Raw genomic sequence first — 16,577 nt, forward strand, 5'->3', positions numbered from 1 at the left:
AGGGGAGAGCCTATTTATTGAGGGGGAAGAGAAGTGAAAAAGACAAAAAATCGGTGGCTGATTGCCGCTTCCGCCGTGGGGATCCACATTTCAATCGGATCCGTCTACGCTTGGAGCAACTTCACCAATCCATTGATTGAGGAATTTGGCTGGACATCCAAGCAGGTACAATTAACATTTAGTTTGGCGATTTTATTTCTAGGCTTGTCTGCAGCCTTTCTGGGGCATTTCGTCGAAAAACATGGTCCAAGAAAAGCGGGACTGCTGGCAGCAGGATTTTTCGGAGCAGGTATGCTGGGCGCCGGTCTTGCAGTCAACCTTGGTTCCTTGCCATTTTTGTACATAACCTATGGCGTACTGGGTGGAATCGGTTTGGGAGTGGGCTATATTGCTCCAGTATCCACACTGGTAAAATGGTTCCCTGACCGCCGCGGATTTGCAACGGGCCTAGCGATTATGGGATTTGGTTTCGCCGCAGCGGTAGCAAGCCCAATTATGGACACACTTATTAAATCTGTCGGTACGGCTAATACATTCTATATTCTAGGTGCCGCGTACCTAATCATCATGGCATTATCTTCTTTATACTTAGAACGGCCGCCTGCCGATTGGGCACCAGAGGGCATGAAGGAAAAAGCCAAAGCTGGAAAAATCAAAATCAAACAGGATTTGGCACAGTTAACAGCGAATGAAGCTGTCAAAACATCCCGCTTCTACTATTTATGGATTATGCTATTTATTAACGTAACTTGCGGGATTGCCATCTTATCAGCCGCGAAGCCTTTGGCACAGGAAAGCATTGGATTAACAACAGCAGAAGCAGCAACACTTGTTGGTGTGCTGGGCATATTCAACGGATTGGGACGCCTGGCATGGGCATCCATCTCCGATTATATTGGCCGCCCGAACACGTATACGATTTTCTTCGTATCACAGATTGCTTTATTTCTGCTATTGCCTCACACAAAAGAAGCCATGCTGTTCCAAATTATGCTGGCCATTGTATACACGATGTACGGTGGAGGGTTTTCGTCCATCCCGGCCTTCATCGGGGATGTTTTTGGAACGAAGCAGCTTGGCGCGATCCACGGATACATCCTTACAGCATGGGCTGCAGCCGGGTTGGCAGGTCCAATGTTCGCTGCATGGATGAAGGATTCAACAGGAAGCTATGCTTCAAGCTTAACAACCTTTGCTGGACTTTTTGTTGTAGCATTAGTCGTTTCCATTCTAATTCGATTTGATATTAAAAAATTGCGCAAGCAAAATGAAGCTAATGAGCGATTAGCAAGTTAATTTGCAAGGCTGTTTTCGCAAACTTTGTTGTATTTAATAAAAATAGAGTAGTGGTTGATTTCCGCTACAGGGCGCTCGCTTTCCGCGGGGCGGGCGGTGAGCCTCCTCGGCGCACGCGCCTGTGGGGTCTCACCTGTCCCGCTGCTCCCGCAGGACTTTGAATAAGCATCCTCGAATATTCACCGCACGAAGAAAATGCGAATGCATTTTCGAGGATCGAGCCCCTTCCGCTCCAATCACCCAACCTTGTTTATGTCTTATAAACTATTCAAAAACAACACTCTTTTAGAAAACAGCCTTTTATGATTACACAACCAGGTCTGGCACTTGGCAGCGATCCTGCTAAAGACTAACCACCGAAGAATCCGCATCTCTTTTAGAGGCTGTTTCGCGGTGGTTTTTCTTTTTAATCAGGGCAGATGGGTTATTTTTGCACTATTAGCCCATATACAATAGTAAAAAGCTAATTTAACCATCGAGAATTCAGAGAGAGTTTTCTCTATAAAAATAGTAGGACTAGCATTAAATCTAAGGAGTGTTACGCGTGGGAAAGACGATACATCCAGGGCCACAGAAGAAAAAGGCTATGCCAGATCCAAAGCATTGGGTAAGCCCTGTGCCATTTGGGCTCGGTAAAATTAAGCCAAAGCATATGAGAGACACAGCAAAAATCCTTTGGGAAAACAAAGATAACCTCGGCTATGCCACCAATATTTTAACAAAAGGTGTTTGCGACGGCTGTGCGCTTGGCGTTTCCGGACTTTATGATCAAACTTTGAAAGGGCCGCATGTTTGTACGACTAGATTGAACGTTCTTCGGTTGAATACAGCTGGTGCAATCAAACCTGAAATTCTGCATGCGGATATTGATGAGTTAAGAAAATATGACAGCACGGAACTTCGTAAATTGGGGCGCATTCCGTATCCTATGATCCGCAGGAAAGGCGAGCGTAAATTCTCAAGAATTACGTGGGATGATGCGATGATTATGATCGCCGAAAAAATGAAGGTGCTTGATCCGAAGCAGTATGCATTTTACCTGACAAGCCGCGGAATCACGAATGAGTCGTATTATGTGGCCGGAAAAGTAGCTCGCTTCCTTGGCACTAACCATATAGATAACGCGAGCCGCATCTGCCATTCTCCTTCAAAAACGGCTTTGAAGCGTTCAATCGGGGTAGGAGCTTCAACAGCAAACTACCTGGACTGGATTGGAACGGACGTCCTCTTATTCTGGGGAAGCGTAGCATCCAACAGCTCGCCTGTTTCATCCAAGTACATGCTTGAGGCGAAGAAAAACGGCACTAAAATCATTGTCGTAAATCCCTATAAAGAGCCTGCGATGGATAAATACTGGATTCCTTCGAACCCGGAGTCCGCGTTATTCGGCACCAAAATTGCGGATGACTTTTATCAGGTAAACATTGGCGGAGATATTGCGTTCATGCACGGGATCATGAAGCACTGGTTTGACATGGAAAGGCAGCAGTACGGCTCTGCGATTAATCATACGTTTGTGAATGAGCATGTGAACGGCTATCAGGATTTAAAGCAGAAGGTGAAGGAACAATCATGGGATGACATTGTGGAATCATCCGGAGTAAGCAGAGAGCGCATTATTGAGCTTGCGGAGCTATTGGCAAATAGTAAAAATGCTGTTTATGCCTGGGCACTTGGCTTGACCATGCATTCTTTTGCAACAGATAATATTTCACAGGTTGCCAACCTTGCATTACTTCGCGGCCATCTTGGCAGAAAGCATAACGGATTAATGCCATTCCGTGGCCATTCATCTGTACAGGGCAGCGGAGAAATGGGTGCGGATCCGTTCGTTCTTCCTGGCGGAGACTTCTACGGAGACAATTTTACCCGCATCCAAAACCTTTGGGGCTTTGAGCTGCAAAAATGGCAGGGGGATATTGTTGGAGTAACATTGGAAAACATTATGCTGCCTGAAGATCATGAGCGCAAAATTAAGCTTTACTATCTTTCCGGCGGTAATTTCCTTGAAACGATGCCGGATCCGGACTTTATTGAAAAAGCATTGTCAGAACTGGATATCCGTGTCCACCAGGATATTATATTAAATACTTCCACTTTGGTTGACGCTAAGGAAGCCGTTATCGTTCTTCCTGCGAAAACCCGATATGAGCAAGAGGGCGGCGGTACTTCTACCTCGACAGAGCGAATGGTGTACTTTAGCCCTGAAATTGAGGGGAATAAGAACAAGGTGGAAGAAGCCCGTGAAGAGTGGAAGATTTATATTGATCTGGCAAAACGCGTAAAGCCTGAGACAGCCCATTTGGTTGATTTTAAAAATGCACAGGAAATCCGAGAAGAAATTGCGCTGGCCAATCCAAGCTATGATGGCATTCAGCATCTGAAGAAAGCGGGGGATGTCTTCCAATGGGGCGGCGCCTGGTTATGTGAGGATGGGATATGCCCGACTCCGGATGGAAAAGGCCATTTGATTACGGTAGATATTCCTGACCTTGGCAAAAAAGAAGGCCAGTTCATCGTTACATCACGCCGCGGAAAGCAATTTAACTCTATGGTGTACAAAGAGGTAGACCCGCTGAATGGTGCCGGCCGCTATGACGTATTGATGAACGAGGAAGATGCACAGGATCTAAGCATCGCTGAAGGCGAAGGAATTGTGCTCTATAATGGCTTTGGCGTATTCCAGGGAAGAGCCAAGTTCGTCGACATCGCCCGCGGCAACGTCGAAGTCCACTTCCCGGAAGGAAACTTCCTACTGCCAAGAGGACGCTACGAAAAGTTCGCCGGAATTCCAGACTACAATATCACTGTAACCCTGGAAAAAGCAGACCGATACAATGCCCGGAAAGATGTTCAATATAATGAAAAACATATTGCTGATGACGACATTGATGCACCTGCATAAGTGAGGAGAGATGGCTTTGGGCCATCTCTTTTTTTATGGGATTTTATCTGCATTATATATTTTTAATCTGCTTTAGTGTGAATTCTCTAAATCGGTTTGTTTATACGGTATTATCCAGTTATCCGAAAGAGCACGCATAAAAGTTTGCTCTTTTCCAGAATCCATATTGCAAATATCCAATTCAACGTATTTAGGCGTTAACCCAAAAATCCAACAATATCCAAAAATAGGCTTGTCCTTCTGCGACATCGCATATTTCCCTTCGTCTATTGTAGTGAGGTGAAAATAATGAAGAAAATCAAACAGATTTTTTCAGCAGGTATTATTTCTCTGGCGGTTATTTTTTCAGGGGGAGCAGTTATGGCGGATCACAGCCCAGATAAAGAGATGGTTGTGGTTGAGAAAGGAGATACTCTTTATGCACTTGCAAGAAAGTATCATATGAGTGTAGCCCGTATTTTAGAGCTTAATCATCTTGATGGCACCACCATTTATCCGGGGCAGCGCCTGATTCTTTCAGAGGATGAGGATGTATACCATAAGATTATGGCTGGCTCTTTTAGTAAAAAAGAAAATGCAGTAAACCGGGTTTCTCAACTGCAGAAAAAAGAGCTCCCAGCAGGCTTAAGCACGATAGTCATAAAAGGCAAAACGCATTACCGCGTACAGGCAGGTGCTTTTAAGAATAAAAAGAATGCCGAGAAGCAATTAAAGGCAGTGAAGACAGCAGGCATTAAAGATGCTTACATTCTCGCTGAAAAGCCGCTTCAAATTTTTGGCTTAGCACCTGGTGATGCTTATGAAGACATAAAATTCAGAATGGGCGAGCCGAAAAAGACGGAAACTCATTTGAATATTGAAAGTTATTATTACCAAAATGATGGAGCCGGAGTCAGGGTGACCAAGAATATGAAGGATGGCACCATTGGCAGTCTGGCCGTTTATCCGGAATATCTAAGCGAACGGATGTTTCCGGCCATGCCATTTACGAAGGAACAGGTTATAGAGGAATATGGCCAGGTAAACAAAACGGAGGCTGTCATTTGCTACGAATCAGCAAAGTGCGAGGAGTTAACCTACCAGCTTGATAATCATGAACTTAAAGTGCGAATAGATCGCGATGGCTCAACAGTTCAATTTTTGGAGTTAACCAATCTAATTTATCGCTAATAGCCAGTCGGAGGTACCAGAGCCTCCGACTTTTCTTTTGTAAAAAAAGGAATACGGCTCCTCCTTCAAGAATATTAATAAACTTAGGTCTTTTTTACTAATGGGAGGCATTTTAAATGAAACCAAAAAAATGGACATCCAACAAGGAAGACGGGGGATTTGGCACTTTAATTTTGGGCGAAAAGCCGGAACAGCTTCCGGAGAAAACATTTATTTCCCTCACAAGAGGCGAGGGATTAAATTTTGTACAGCTAGCGATCAATAATATTTTAACGCTGATGGTGATGAACCAGATGAAAAAAGCGCCAGGGCTTCTTTATGCAGAGTTGATCGGGGAGCTGAAAAAAGGCAGAGGCACCGGCCAGACGATGACCGTTTGGGATGGAAAGTCTATGCCGCAATTCCGTAATAGGAATAACCACGGTTTTGCGATGAAATTTTTCGGCTGGGTGATTCACCGGAAAAATACAAAAACCTATTACCTGACTTATTCAACAAACGGAACAATCCCCACAGTTTCGGAGGCAACAAAAATTGTAAAAGAATACGGCAAGTTTTATGATGGAGGTGTGCTGGCTAGGAAGGCCACACCGCCAGCTTTCGGGAAAGATACGAAGACCTCATAGGGAAAAAGCATTTTTCTGAAACACACAATTTATTATTGGCTGCATATTCATATACACCATGAAATTGATTCTTTCCGGAGATATTGAACCCAAACCCTGCCGTTAACAGATAAAGGAATTAAGCCCCTCGCTTCCGGCATCACCGGCAACGTGATTCTCATATATCTCTTCTTAACGGCCAAAGCTCCAGAAAACAAAGATCCTGGAGCTTTTTTTATTCTCTCATTTTGCTGCTGCTTTCTTTTTCAGAAGATTTCCGGATCAGCCCCATTATTCCACGCGTCATTAAGAATGTGGCTGCAATGGATGTAAAGCTATAAAAGGAATTCCAAGATTTTTTGTATGTAATTAATTGTGTTTTTTTCTCAAGGAAGTGTTCTGCTATCGCAGACGGAGCACTGAAAAGCAGGCATTTTATCAAAATATCCTTGATGCCGGAATGTCGGGTTATCTGATTGAAATAAACACATGTTATAGGGAAAATTAGATAACTGAACAATACGCTGACATCAAATGTTTTAAACAAATTGACCGGATATTTCAGATATCCTTTACGTACCAGTAGATTATCAAGAAATGTGGCGATATAGCTTTTTAAAAAGAAGATTAGAAGCCAGTCCTTTATTGGGGGTTTTCTGATAAGGTTAAAAAACAATGCTATCCCAATAACGAGTAATGACCGCAAAACACTTCTTTCAAATTTCCTGCCCAAATTAAATCCCCCTTATCTTATAAGGGTTATTCTGTCCCATTTTAAGGAGATTTTGTAGGAAATTTTTTAATTAGCTTAAGTGAAACAAATTCAGGAAATTATTACTATTGAATTAATGATAAAATTATTTTATTATAATAAAACAAGCTGCATTGTACGTAATCATAATAAAGTTTTAACCTTTAAGCTGTAATAGGGAGTTTAACATCGAAACAGGAATGACAAGCCTCCGTCTATACGACAAGGAGGACAGGCAGGAATGTTTTTGCAAACACCCACTTTGAGAAGTGGTGGTTTAAAACTTTCTTATAACCAGTTACGGCAAGAGCGGCTACATACAATTGTTCTCAAACCAGTTTCCAATCGGGGGCTGGTTTTTTAGTATTTATCAATTGATAATTGTTGAGATCATACTTCCCATTTCCATTCCTTTTCCTCTGTTCTGATTTAGAGAAGCAAACCTTGATTAATTTCCTTTTACCCCATAGATGATGCAGCCGACTCCACCCAGCACCCACAATATTTTTGCAAGTGAAACTTTGTCAGCCATTCCGGTAAGCCCGATTACAGTCGTTAAAAGGAGAACAGGCGGACCAATCAGGGCAAGTGAGCTGTTCATGATTAAAGCTTTTTCTATATCATTTATTCTTAATATTAAAAGGGCAACAAAGATTTCAAGGCTTCCTGAAACCAGACGCAAAAGCGCCATGGCCAGAATCGCCTTATCGAGAAAAATAAACATATTTTTACCTCCTAGACCATCCTGTCAATCATTATATGTCCCACCACTCATTCAAAGGACAAGTTTCCGTAAAATCTTTGAAAAATTCCTTATATTTCAAACATGTTACAAATGTTACAAGGTGTAATTTGCAGGAAAGTCTAAAACAGCATGAGATGCTCCTGAAGACATTCTGAATCAAAGTGGAGCTATTCCTTTCGAAACTTTTTCAAACAAGAATTTTCCTGCTTGGATGATGTCTAGGAGGAAAATTTTAGTTATTTGGCGTCTGTTTTTTTCCAAAAATAACCTGCTTTTAACCTGGCTGTAATCAGTGGTTCTGCCGTTTTTAGTACAATAAAAGGCAAGGGGGTTACGCGATGGAGAAAGATATTTTGAGTTATGATGATTTATTGGATATGCTGGATGATTTTTTAAGAGAGCCAAAGCCCTTTTGGGAGAGTTTTTATGAAGATCGCAAGAGAGACATTCCTTTTTTCAAGGTGAAAGGGCCTGATGAGAACCTGGCTGAGTATGTGGAAAATGGACTGAAGCCGCAAAGAGTGCTGGAGTTAGGACGCGGGCCGGGCAGGAATGCTATCTTTATGGCCCAAAATGGAGCCAGGGTTGATGCCATTGATCTTTCGGCAAAAGCAATAGATTGGGCTCGAGAAAGGGCATTTGAGGCGGAAATTGATGTTAACTTTGTCTGCACCTCTTTGTTTGACTTCAAATATGAGCCTCATACATATGATTTTATTTATGACTGCGGAATGTTTCATCATTTGCCGCCGCACCGCCGCCTGACGTATCGGGCAATCCTAAAAAGAGCACTGAAACCAGGTGGACAGTTTGGATTGGTTTGCTTTAACACAGATGGGGCATTGGGTACTTCGGACTGGGATGTTTACCGGATCGGCAGCCTAAAGAGAGGCATTGGCTATTCAGAAGAGAGGCTCAAAGCTAATTTTATGGAGGAGTTTGATATCATGCAGTTTAGGCGGATGAAAAAAATCCAGCAGCCTAGTGAAGTGTTCGGTGAAGATTTCTTATGGGCCTGTTTGATGCGAATTAAATGAGAACATAAAAACAGTGTCCGGAAATGGACACTGTTTTTTAATGAAAGCCTTTAGTCTTTTTTCCTCTTCATAGCATCGGCAACAAATTCAACTTCTGTTCCGACAATGATTTGTAAATTCGTTTTGCTAAGTTTCATTATGCCTTTTGCACCATGAGATTTCAGAGCATTTTCTTGAACTTTTTCCATGTCCTTAATGTTCAGGCGCAAGCGAGTCGCACAGTTATCAATAGAAGTAATATTTTCATTTCCGCCAAGGTCATTAATAAAATGGGCTGCCATTCGTTCATATTTATTACTTCCTTCAGGAGCGGCTGCTTCTGGAACCACTTCGTCCTCTGTTTCTTCTTCGCGGCCAGGTGTTTTCAGGTTAAGCGCTTTAATTAATCCATAGAAAATGACGAAATACAGGACCGCATAGATGGCACCGATTCCGAGCAGTAAAACAGGCTTTTCGGCAATATTAAAGTTCAAGGCAAAATCGATCGCTCCAGCCGAGAAGGTGAACCCATCGCGAATTCCCAATAACGTGGTAACCCACATGGATAATCCCGTTAACACGGCATGAACTCCATAAAGCAGGGGAGCTATAAACATAAATGAAAATTCAATCGGTTCTGTGATCCCTGTAAGGAAAGAGGTTAAGGCCAGACCGATAAACATCCCGGAGACTGCTTTTCTTCTTTCCGGCTTTGCCGCAGCGATAATGGCAAAAGCAGCTGCCGGCAGTCCAAACATCATAACAGGGAAGAATCCAGTCATATAGGCACCCGCTGATGGGTCTCCAGCAAAGAAACGGGCGATATCCCCATTAACCCCTTCAAATTCCCCAAATTGGAACCAAAACAGACTGTTTAATACATGGTGAAGGCCTAAAGGGATAAGCAGACGGTTTAAGAATCCGAAAAGTCCTGATCCTACAGCACCCAATCCAATAATCCAGTTCCCCAATGCATCAATGGCACCCTGGATAGGAGGCCAGGCAAAGCCGGCAATGGCTGCCAGAAGAATCATCGTAACAGATGTGATAATCGGCACAAATCTTCGTCCGCTGAAGAATCCAAGCCATTCAGGAAGCTTAATATCGTGAAAGCGGTTGTATAATAATCCAGCAATAATACCAGCAATAATCCCGCCAAGCACACCCATATTGATATTTTCATCAATCGCAGCTGCACCTTCTGTTAAAACTAGAAAGCCGATCGCTCCAGATAGGGCGGCAGCGCCGTTATTGTCTTTTGCAAATCCCATTGCAACCCCTATTGCGAAAATTAATGCCAGATTGGCAAATATAGCATTACCGGCATTAGCGATGAATTCTATGCCTAATAAATCTTCTTGTCCAAAACGAAGCAAAAGGCCAGCAGCAGGCAAAACAGCGATAGGTAGCATCAGTGCCTTACCAATTCGTTGCAAGAATCCTAACATGTGTATCTCTCCTTTATTAAAAGTAAAATGAAGAAAGCGTTTTATCGAACTGTCGTTATCATACCAAAATATTAATATAGTTGTCTATACCAATTCTAAAGAAATTATTTATTAAATTTAGAGAAAAATTTCATTAACATATAAAAACAGTTTGTCGGCTTTACTAATAAACGCATTATTGGTATAGACAACTATACTGAATGATGATACGATACATATCGTAAAAGGATGATATCTTTTTATCTTGTTTAAAAATATGGAGATATATACAAAAGCCAGAGTAATTTGAAAAGTTTTTAAAGGGATTAACCATACAACTTGGACAGAAGATAGTTTAAACAGGCTTAGCAAGGAGGAAAATGAATGATGAACATATTAAAAGTGAAAAACTATGAAGAAATGAGCAAAGCAGCAGCGGATCATATCATTAATAAAATCCGCCAAAATCCTGAAATTACGCTGGGCTTGGCAACCGGGGGAACCCCTGTTGGAACATATAAGAACCTGATACAAGACCACCTTCATAACGGTACATCCTACAAGAAGGTTACTACATTTAATTTGGATGAATATATCGGCCTGAGTGGTGAAAATCGCAACAGCTATCGCCATTTTATGAACTCGAATCTATTCGGCCATTTGGATATCCAAAAGCAAAAAACGAACATTCCAAGCGGAATTGCCAAAGATATGGAAGAGGAATGCCTAAACTATGAAAAGCTGCTCGAAAGCCATGGCGGCATTGACTTTCAAATTTTGGGTATTGGAAGCAATGGCCATATCGGCTTTAACGAACCAGGAACACCGTTCTCCACTAAAACTCATATTGTTGATTTAGCTCCTTCCACAAGGGAAGCGAACGCAAGATTTTTTTCAGATATAACCGAGGTACCAACCCAGGCGATTACAATGGGAATCTCAACAATTATGAAAAGCAGGGAGATCCTTCTGCTTGTATCCGGAGAATCAAAAAGTGAAGCAGTCCAGCAGCTTTTGTATGGAGATATAGATGAACAATTTCCGGCGTCTGTTCTTATGCTGCATCCCAATGTAAAATTGATCGCCGATGAAGCCGCACTTTCTGCTTCTAGAGTGAAAGTGTAAACAGGGGGTTTTTGATTATGCTTGAACAATATCTGAAGGAAATTAGAGGGCTATTGGATGTAATTGAAATAGATGAAGAACAAAGCTTGAAGAAAGCTGCAAAGGCTATTGCGGAATGCATCCAAAACAATGGGATTGTCCATGTCTTTGGCTGCGGGCATTCCCATATGCTCGGGGAAGAGCTGTTTTACCGGGCAGGAGGTCTTGCTCCCATCAACCCTATTTTAATTGAGGATTTAATGCTTCATAAAGGCGCAGTCCGGTCCTCTACTCTGGAAAAACAGAATGATTTTGCCGAACATTTTATGCAAAATGTTGATATACAAGCCAATGATGTGATAATCGTTGCCTCTACATCAGGCAGAAATCCAGTTCCAATCGATGTGGCAGAACGATCAAAAGCGAAGGGAGCTTTTGTGATTACTGTAACCTCCCCGCGCTATGCTGAAACTCAAGCCTCTCGCCACAGCAGCGGAAAATACTTATATAATACGGCAGACCTTGTCATTGACAATCATATTGAAGCCGGAGATGCACTATTGAAGGATCCTTCCATGGGAACCCGATTTGGATCCGCTTCCTCGATTGCCGGCCTGGCAATTGTGAATAGCGTAATGGTGGAAGCGGTTGAGATTATGCTTAAAAATAATTTTGATCCACCTATCTTCAAAAGCGGAAATGTCGATGGAGCGGAAGACCATAATCGGAAACTGGTTGAAAAGTATAAAAAGAGGATTCCAATTCTGGAAGGTTAACTGTGGCTGGTGATTGGATGATAACGAATATGAACATAATTCAAGCCATTGAAGAAGCCAGGCAAGCAATGATTGAGAGTATAAATTCTAATGGCATGGCAGATCGACAAACCTTGAAACTAAGCCAGAAGCTGGATGAGCTAATTTTTTATGCACAAAAAAATGCAACTCATAAGGAGAACACTCCATCTGCATTTCCAAAATAAAAGGAGACGCATTACCTGTATAAACGGCATGCAGATGTTGCTGCCTTTGTGAACTTTACGAATAAACGGTAAAAACTTGCAAAAGAACTTGTGAAGTTTTGCGAATAAAAGTCTGAAGCTTACGAACAAAGTGAAGAAACTTACGAACAAATCAATGAAACGATCAAATCAGTGAAGATATTCCCAATATTTTAACCTGAAAATGGTCTCAAACTTCAAGTTCGGGACCATTTTGTCATGTGCGGACCTTCCTCCAGGTGTGTTTCTAACGAACTGGTATACTAGTCGCCGCCCAATCAGCAAGGTGCTTAGAAGGTGTTTTTCTGCATATCTTTTCTAAAGATGTCTGAAAGGAGTGGTTGTATGTCCTATCATGTTCATCCGCCAGCCGGGCCAATGAATTTATATAGTTATTTCATCAGCTCAAACCCCTCAACAGCATTTAATCCAAATCAGGTTTGGCCACGGATTTCCAAACGCTCTTACTTAAGTCCGTACAGCTATGTGGCGGGTGATGTAACCATACAAAGAAATGTATTTGTTGCACCATTTGTCAGCATTCGCGCGGACGAAGGGAGTCCTTTTTACATTGGTGAAGGGACAAATCTTCAGGACGGTGTCATTGTCCATGGCTTGAAAAACCGATATGTAGAAAAAGACGCTAGTAAATATTCTATTTATATAGGAAAAAATGTGAGCTGTACGCATGGCTCGTTAATACATGGTCCTTGTTTAATAGAGGATAACGTTTTTATCGGTTTTCAAGCAATCGTTTATTCCGCCGTTATAGGGGAAGGGTCATTTATCTCAACGAATGCTGTGGTGACGAATGGAGTCCAATTAAGGCCACATAGTTTCGTTCCGCCGGGAGCCACCATTGATACCCAAGTTAAGGCCGATTCTCTTTCAGGTGTTCCAAAAAATGATGCTGAATTCGCAAAAGAAGTGCAGAGAGTAAACCTGGAATTTCCGGCTGCTTATTCCCTTATGTTCGGTGAGATCCGTTGTTCTTGCGGATTGTCCTGCAGCCGTGGTCGCCTGGACAATTTGACAGACAGCTGAAAGCAAAATCAGCAGCAGCTGCCAAATAAGCAGCTGCTTTTTTCTATTAAAGCAAAATGACCAAAATGTATTCATATAATTTTTATAAATGGTGCATCCTACCAATTGGAGGTGCAACTTATGAAGCCATTTTCACGGTCCATATTAATCATTATGATGATTCTTCCTTGGCTGACCATGCCTTTTATTAAAAAAAGTGAATTTAGAAGGTTTCTACCGGCAGCTATCTTAATGAGCATTATTACTAAGCTTTTGAACATAGTGGCATACAAACGGAACTGGTGGCAATTTTATACGAGCATTTTGCCTAAAGTAAAAGCTGAGACTGCTTTCATCGTTGGACCGTATTTTTTGGCATCCTTTTGGGTTCTAAAATTGGCGTATGGCAAATTTAAAAAGTATATGATTATGAACGGTGTCTTACATATTTTATTTGCATTTCCCGGAATTGCATTTTTAAAATGGGCGGGGATAGGGACGTTAGCTCGAGTCAATAATATTCAGCTAACAGGTATTCTCTTGCTCAGAGCCGTTTTATTATATAGTTTCCAGCTTATGGTTGATGCTGTTCGGAAAAGGAAGTCTGTTCATAAAAGATTTTTTTAACCCTATCTGGAGTACCATGATTTGCAAATAGACACTTAGATTTGCAAGTAAAATAAAAAAATTGTAAATATATTCCATAATCTGTAAATGAAGTATGAAATCTGCAATTATACTATTATGGACGGACCGCAAACGGGGTTCGGATACCAAAAAAACCGCTCTGGACGCGGATCCATGAGCGGTTTTTTCATCTTACAATGCATCTTTGATTACTTTTTTCGAGTAAAGCACGGATAGAATACCGAAAATCGAGTAAAGGACGGTGTAGAGCACCATGACTAAAATCATCGGCGTCCAAAGTTCACTTCCAAACATAAACCAGCCAGATTTAACTGCAAAAAAGCTGTGCATCAGTCCAATTACAAGAGGAATTCCGAAGTTAAAGGCTTGTTTGGCCTGAATGCCGCGCAGCAAATCGCCCTGCGTAAAACCAAGCTTGCGTAAAATGGTGTAGTTTGGCTTTTCATCTTCACTTTGGTCCATTTGTTTAAAGTAAAGAATACAGCCCGAAGTAACCAGGAATGTTAATCCAAGGAATCCGACGATGAACATCACTAATCCCATATTCATTTTTTGCCGGTTGCTCATTTCAAGCTGGGAATCTGCTCTTCCGATGAATTCTGTATTCTGGAAAAGCTCATTGGCTTTTTCGATCTTATCATTATCTATAAGATCGATGCCGATATAAAGCGAGTTTTCCAGCTGAATTTCTGGATTAAGGTCCTTTTTTAATTGCGAATATACCTCTTCATCCACGATCGCAACTGGCATACCGCCAGCTGTAAAATAATATGGAAGCACAAATTCATCATTTAATCCCAAATAGTTTTGCTCAATTGTAACTGTTTTCCCTTTTAATTCAATGGCTCCTGTATCCTTAAATGTCATAAATTTTCCAAGGATATCATTCGTTCCCGTCAGCATCGCTTCCTCAGGATCCAGGTCAATGCCGGGGATTGATTGTTCACTTACAAATGGAAGATACATAGTGCTTGCCTTCATATTCATTTCTTCCATATTTACATCCAGTACATTCGCCATGTTTGCTTCTATCTGGAAGGTCTCTATTCGTTGTTCTTTATAATCCAAGCCCTCGTTTTTAAGGATCTTCTTAAACTTAGCTGCATCTTCATCATCTGTCATTGTGAAGTGGGCAGGCAGGCCTTCCTGAGCTGATTTTTCAGCTGAATAATAGGATATATAAGTAAGTGACAATAACCCGATTGCCAAAGCAGATACAGTTGTAATAATGGTTAATAACAGTGAGTTTGATTTCATACGGAACATGATTGATGACAAAGAAAGTACATCATTGACATTTAAGTAGCCGTCTTTCTTTTTGCGGATCATGTTTGCAATAAAGCTGACAGAACCTTTATAGAAAAGATAGGTTCCGATAATGACCGCAGCCAGTATAAATACCATTGCCATGAATAGTTCATTCACGCTTGAAAGATCTCCGCCAAAGAGAAGGGTAGAGACGTAATAGCCGGCAAGGATCAATAGAATGCCTAGTACACCCATCAGCATTTCCCAAAAAGATATCTTTTTTGCTTTTCCTTCTGCTACTGAAACCACCCTGAAAAGGGAGAGAATTGTCTGCCTTTTTATAAAAGCAAAGTTCATCAGCATGATAAACAAATAAATCACTGAAAAAACAACAATTGTCTGTAAAAGTGCCTCTTCAGAAAAGTGCAATCCAGCGACACCTTCCACTCCAGTCATTTTAAAGAGAATCATAAGAATCAATTTTGAAACCGAAAATCCTATAAAGATTCCGATAACAAGAGAGCCGAAGTATAGCAGCAAATTTTCAAGGCTCAAAAGCTTAAATATTTCATTCTTTGTCATCCCGATCAATTGAAAAAGTCCAATTTCCTTGCTTCGCCTTTTAATAAAAATATTGTTGGCATACAGAAGAAAGATCGAAACAATCGCGACAAGCAGGATAGAGGCAGTCCTTAACGCGGCGGCGCCCTTGATAGAGCCTTTTGTTTCCGTCATCGCGGGATCGTACTGCAGTGTCACAAAAGCGAAATAGAGAGCCACACTAAAAACGAGTGCAAACACATAGAGATAGTAATTTTTAAGATTCTTTTTCAGATTGCGGAGGATGAGAGTATTAATGCTCATGCTGAACACCGCCCAATACGCCTTGCGTTTTCATAATATCTTTGAAGAAGGACTGTCTGGATTGATCGCCCTTGTTCAGCTGGGTATAAATCTGGCCATCTTTAATAAAAATAACACGGCTGCAGTAGCTGGCTGCAACTGGATCATGTGTCACCATGATGATGGTTGCGTTACGCATCTGATTTAAGTCGCTCAGTTTATTCAATAAATCGGAAGCTGATTTCGAATCGAGTGCCCCGGTTGGTTCATCTGCAAAAATGATGCTTGGTTCATGAATAAACGCACGTGCAGCTGAAGTCCGCTGCTTTTGTCCGCCTGAGATTTCATTCGGGTATTTGTCTTTCAGGTCGAATATGCCCAGCTCATTTGCAACATCTGCAAACTTTTCATCCGCTTCTCTTTTGGGCGTTTTGCTGATAGAAAGGGGAAGGAGGATATTTTCCTTTACAGTCAGTGTGTCCAGCAGATTATATTCCTGGAAAATGAACCCCAAATGCTGCTTGCGGAACTGGGCAAGCTGTTTATCCTTTAGACCAGTCATTTCTTTTCCTTCAATTTTTATTTCACCGGTGCTCACCCGGTCTATTGAGGAAAGAACATTAAGGAGAGTAGTTTTGCCCGATCCTGAAGCACCCATGATGCTGACAAACTCGCCTGCTTCAATCTGCAAATCGATGCCTTTCAAGACTTCCTGTTTATTAAATTTATTGCCGTAGCTTTTATGAATTTTATTGGCTTCAAGAACTATCATGTGTAACCATCCTTTTTTGAAATT

The 16,577-nt window shown here is 41.6% G+C and carries 15 protein-coding genes and 1 other RNA gene; 11 read left to right on the forward strand and 5 right to left on the reverse strand.

From position 1 onward, the window contains the following. The first annotated feature begins 33 nt into the window (after positions 1-33). The 4 genes from J7I93_RS00545 (at position 34) to J7I93_RS00560 (ending at position 5,997) form a co-directional block, all read left to right on the forward strand. Entirely contained in the window at positions 34-1,296 is a 1,263-nt protein-coding gene (locus J7I93_RS00545; protein ID WP_214722486.1) for an L-lactate MFS transporter, read from the forward strand. A 544-nt stretch (positions 1,297-1,840) separates the two neighbouring features. After that, on the forward strand, positions 1,841-4,201 hold the full coding sequence (locus J7I93_RS00550; RefSeq protein WP_214722487.1) for an FdhF/YdeP family oxidoreductase: 2,361 nt from the start codon (positions 1,841-1,843) through the stop codon (positions 4,199-4,201). A gap of 288 nt (positions 4,202-4,489) precedes the next feature. Further along, the gene (locus tag J7I93_RS00555; protein WP_214722488.1) at positions 4,490-5,371 is read left to right on the forward strand and encodes a LysM peptidoglycan-binding domain-containing protein; all 882 of its coding nucleotides are present in this window, start codon (positions 4,490-4,492) and stop codon (positions 5,369-5,371) included. A gap of 116 nt (positions 5,372-5,487) precedes the next feature. Further along, complete coding sequence (locus tag J7I93_RS00560; protein ID WP_214722489.1) at positions 5,488-5,997, forward strand: hypothetical protein; 510 nt, start codon at positions 5,488-5,490, stop codon at positions 5,995-5,997. Positions 5,998-6,211: 214 nt separating this feature from the next. Here J7I93_RS00560 and J7I93_RS00565 read toward each other — a convergent pair whose 3' ends face one another. Beyond that, a complete protein-coding gene (locus J7I93_RS00565) occupies positions 6,212-6,709 on the reverse strand; it encodes a CBO0543 family protein (protein WP_214722490.1) in 498 nt (165 codons plus the stop codon). Positions 6,710-6,850: 141 nt separating this feature from the next. Here J7I93_RS00565 and ssrS point away from each other — a divergent pair. Next, a non-coding RNA gene (ssrS, locus tag J7I93_RS00570) (6S RNA) lies at positions 6,851-7,047 on the forward strand. Between the two features lie 128 nt (positions 7,048-7,175). Here the strand turns inward: ssrS and J7I93_RS00575 are convergent. Next, on the reverse strand, positions 7,176-7,451 hold the full coding sequence (locus J7I93_RS00575; protein ID WP_214722491.1) for a YqhV family protein: 276 nt from the start codon (positions 7,449-7,451) through the stop codon (positions 7,176-7,178). Positions 7,452-7,810: 359 nt separating this feature from the next. On the opposite strand from J7I93_RS00575, the gene J7I93_RS00580 reads away from it, so the two are divergent. Then, entirely contained in the window at positions 7,811-8,509 is a 699-nt protein-coding gene (locus tag J7I93_RS00580; protein WP_214722492.1) for a class I SAM-dependent methyltransferase, read from the forward strand. Positions 8,510-8,559: 50 nt separating this feature from the next. On the opposite strand, the gene nagE is transcribed toward J7I93_RS00580, so the two are convergent. Beyond that, complete coding sequence (gene nagE / locus J7I93_RS00585) at positions 8,560-9,936, reverse strand: N-acetylglucosamine-specific PTS transporter subunit IIBC (protein ID WP_214722493.1); 1,377 nt, start codon at positions 9,934-9,936, stop codon at positions 8,560-8,562. Positions 9,937-10,302: 366 nt separating this feature from the next. Between nagE and nagB the strand changes: the two genes are divergently transcribed. The 5 genes from nagB to J7I93_RS00610 all read left to right on the forward strand — a co-directional run bounded on the left by nagB (position 10,303) and on the right by J7I93_RS00610 (position 13,669). After that, positions 10,303-11,040 carry a glucosamine-6-phosphate deaminase gene (gene nagB / locus J7I93_RS00590; RefSeq protein WP_214722521.1) on the forward strand — a complete coding sequence of 246 codons (738 nt, stop codon included), beginning with the start codon at positions 10,303-10,305 and terminating at the stop codon, positions 11,038-11,040. A gap of 17 nt (positions 11,041-11,057) precedes the next feature. Then, positions 11,058-11,795 carry an SIS domain-containing protein gene (locus J7I93_RS00595; protein ID WP_214722494.1) on the forward strand — a complete coding sequence of 246 codons (738 nt, stop codon included), beginning with the start codon at positions 11,058-11,060 and terminating at the stop codon, positions 11,793-11,795. Between the two features lie 29 nt (positions 11,796-11,824). Next, positions 11,825-12,001: an aspartyl-phosphate phosphatase Spo0E family protein gene (locus tag J7I93_RS00600; RefSeq protein ID WP_214722495.1), complete on the forward strand. Its 177-nt coding sequence runs from the start codon at positions 11,825-11,827 to the stop codon at positions 11,999-12,001. A 363-nt stretch (positions 12,002-12,364) separates the two neighbouring features. Continuing rightward, positions 12,365-13,063, forward strand: a complete 699-nt coding sequence (locus J7I93_RS00605; protein ID WP_214987772.1) for an LbetaH domain-containing protein — start codon at positions 12,365-12,367, stop codon at positions 13,061-13,063. Positions 13,064-13,183: 120 nt separating this feature from the next. Next, the gene (locus tag J7I93_RS00610) at positions 13,184-13,669 is read left to right on the forward strand and encodes a hypothetical protein (RefSeq protein ID WP_214722496.1); all 486 of its coding nucleotides are present in this window, start codon (positions 13,184-13,186) and stop codon (positions 13,667-13,669) included. A gap of 192 nt (positions 13,670-13,861) precedes the next feature. Here J7I93_RS00610 and J7I93_RS00615 read toward each other — a convergent pair whose 3' ends face one another. After that, a complete protein-coding gene (locus J7I93_RS00615) occupies positions 13,862-15,802 on the reverse strand; it encodes an ABC transporter permease (RefSeq protein ID WP_214722497.1) in 1,941 nt (646 codons plus the stop codon). Next, positions 15,792-16,553 carry an ABC transporter ATP-binding protein gene (locus J7I93_RS00620; protein WP_214722498.1) on the reverse strand — a complete coding sequence of 254 codons (762 nt, stop codon included), beginning with the start codon at positions 16,551-16,553 and terminating at the stop codon, positions 15,792-15,794. Before J7I93_RS00620 ends, J7I93_RS00615 begins: the two co-directional genes overlap by 11 nt. Between the last annotated feature and the right edge of the window lie 24 nt (positions 16,554-16,577).

It is taken from the genome of Bacillus sp. ISL-47 (assembly GCF_018613175.1).
Lineage (GTDB): Bacteria > Bacillota > Bacilli > Bacillales > Cytobacillaceae > Cytobacillus.